Raw genomic sequence first — 1,800 nt, 5'->3', positions numbered from 1 at the left:
AACAATTTCTTTAGTATGTCCATCAATTATTGTTGATTGATAATGTTTTTTACCATTTCAAATTAAATAAGTTACATCAGTAAATAAAACTTTAAATTTTTCTTTAATACTGATAAATGTTGGTAAAAGTTTTAATCGGATTATATTAATTTATAAATTTATTAAATAATCCAAAGAATATGTTAAAAAATTGGTATAATTGGTTAAAGGATAATAAAAAATGTTTTTTATAATAAAATTATAATAGAATTATGGGATAAATATATTATAAATTGCATATTAATAAGCTATTGGTGGTTAAATGATGATAACAAATTATAAAAAAAGTTCACGAAAATTAAAAAAATATAATTATAATTTTTGACGGATTTTATTAGTCATTATTTTTTTCCCAGTTGTTTTATTATTATCTTTTATTTGCTCAAAAGTTTTTATTCCATATTTGTTTAAATATAAACGAAATGGGCTTGATCAAAATAATATTGAATTAAATTCACTGCAACAGTTAGAAGCAGATGTTAAGGCAAAGAAATTAAGGAATTTTATGATTAAACCAGATGATTGCCAAGAAACTTTTATTGAATTTAATAATAATAAGATTAGTACTTTAATATTAGAACATCCACATTCATCAAAGTGAGTTGTTGGTTTACATGGCTTTAAACGAAATAAATATTTGGGGTTACGAAACGTATATCATTTTTATCAAGCTGGTTATAATATTTTAACTTTTGATGCATATGCCCACGGAAATACTTATGGTCAAAAATCAGATTTAGGTGTGACGAATGCCATTATTTTAAATTTTTTAATTACATGGTTGAAAAAAAATAAAACACCAACTATTATTGGGGTTTTTGGAATTAGTATGGGAGCATCAACTGCCTTATGATATGCCCATCAGTTTTATTTAGAAAATAAAATTGATTGATTAATTGTTGATTGTCCGTTTTCACAACCAGTCCAACAAATTCGGGCTTTTTTACATAAATATATCAAATTACCGTGATGATTAATGTCATTAGGAATTAATAAAAATTTTCGTCGACATTCAAAAACAAATTTAAAACAAATGAATTTACTAAAAAAAAATAACCGGTTACAAGATTTACCAATTTTATTTATCCATGGAACAAAAGATAATTTTGTGAAATACCATAATTCTGTTGTAATGTATTATTTACAACAAAATAAAAATGCGAAAAGTGAAATTTTTCTTGTTCAGAAAGCAGCACATACTGGCGCCTTAATTGCTAATCAACAAGCATATTGAGAAAAAACATTGTCATTCGCTAATAAATGCAATTTAAATTTTTAAAATGTAAATTAAACAAATAAAAAACACCTTTGTCAGAAAGGTGTTCTAAGTAATTAAAACTATTGCCAAAACTTGAAATTAACATCGTAAATCTTATTCATTAATTTTAAGTTGTTGGGGTCCAAAGCTTTAAAAGTTTTATCTGTTGCCTTTGATAAAAGTTTTTTCTATTGTGTGTAATTTTTACACATGTTTAATTATATCGCATTGATAGGTTAGAAAGCAAGAAGATTGAATTATTTCTGTATTCTGATTTATTTGATAAATTATTACAACTTAAAAAATTAAATTAAAATAGAGTTTAAACATTTACCTGCACAGTTTCAAATAACTGAGAATTATTTTTTTAATTTAAAATGCTTTTTAATTCAAATTGAATTGGAGGCATTTTTAATTTTAAAACCCTTCTATAATTATTATACTCAACAATATAATTATCTATCATATTTTTTAGCTCATTAAAATTTTTGTATTTTGTTATA

At 23.2% G+C, this 1,800-nt stretch carries 2 protein-coding genes; one reads left to right on the top strand and one right to left on the bottom strand.

All coding sequences use genetic code 4. The annotated features are described in order from the left end of the window. The first annotated feature begins 304 nt into the window (after positions 1-304). Complete coding sequence (locus D9R21_RS06190; RefSeq protein ID WP_241568810.1) at positions 305-1,318, top strand: alpha/beta hydrolase; 1,014 nt, start codon at positions 305-307, stop codon at positions 1,316-1,318. Positions 1,319-1,664: 346 nt separating this feature from the next. Here D9R21_RS06190 and D9R21_RS08720 read toward each other — a convergent pair whose 3' ends face one another. Next, positions 1,665-1,799: an IS3 family transposase gene (locus D9R21_RS08720; protein WP_126820873.1), complete on the bottom strand. Its 135-nt coding sequence runs from the start codon at positions 1,797-1,799 to the stop codon at positions 1,665-1,667. Position 1,800 lies beyond the last annotated feature (1 nt).

This window comes from Spiroplasma endosymbiont of Megaselia nigra, from assembly GCF_003987485.1.
GTDB lineage: Bacteria > Bacillota_I > Bacilli_A > Mycoplasmatales > Mycoplasmataceae > Spiroplasma.
Note: the sequence above shows the minus strand (reverse complement) of the source record. Positions and strands in the feature narration are given on the sequence as shown.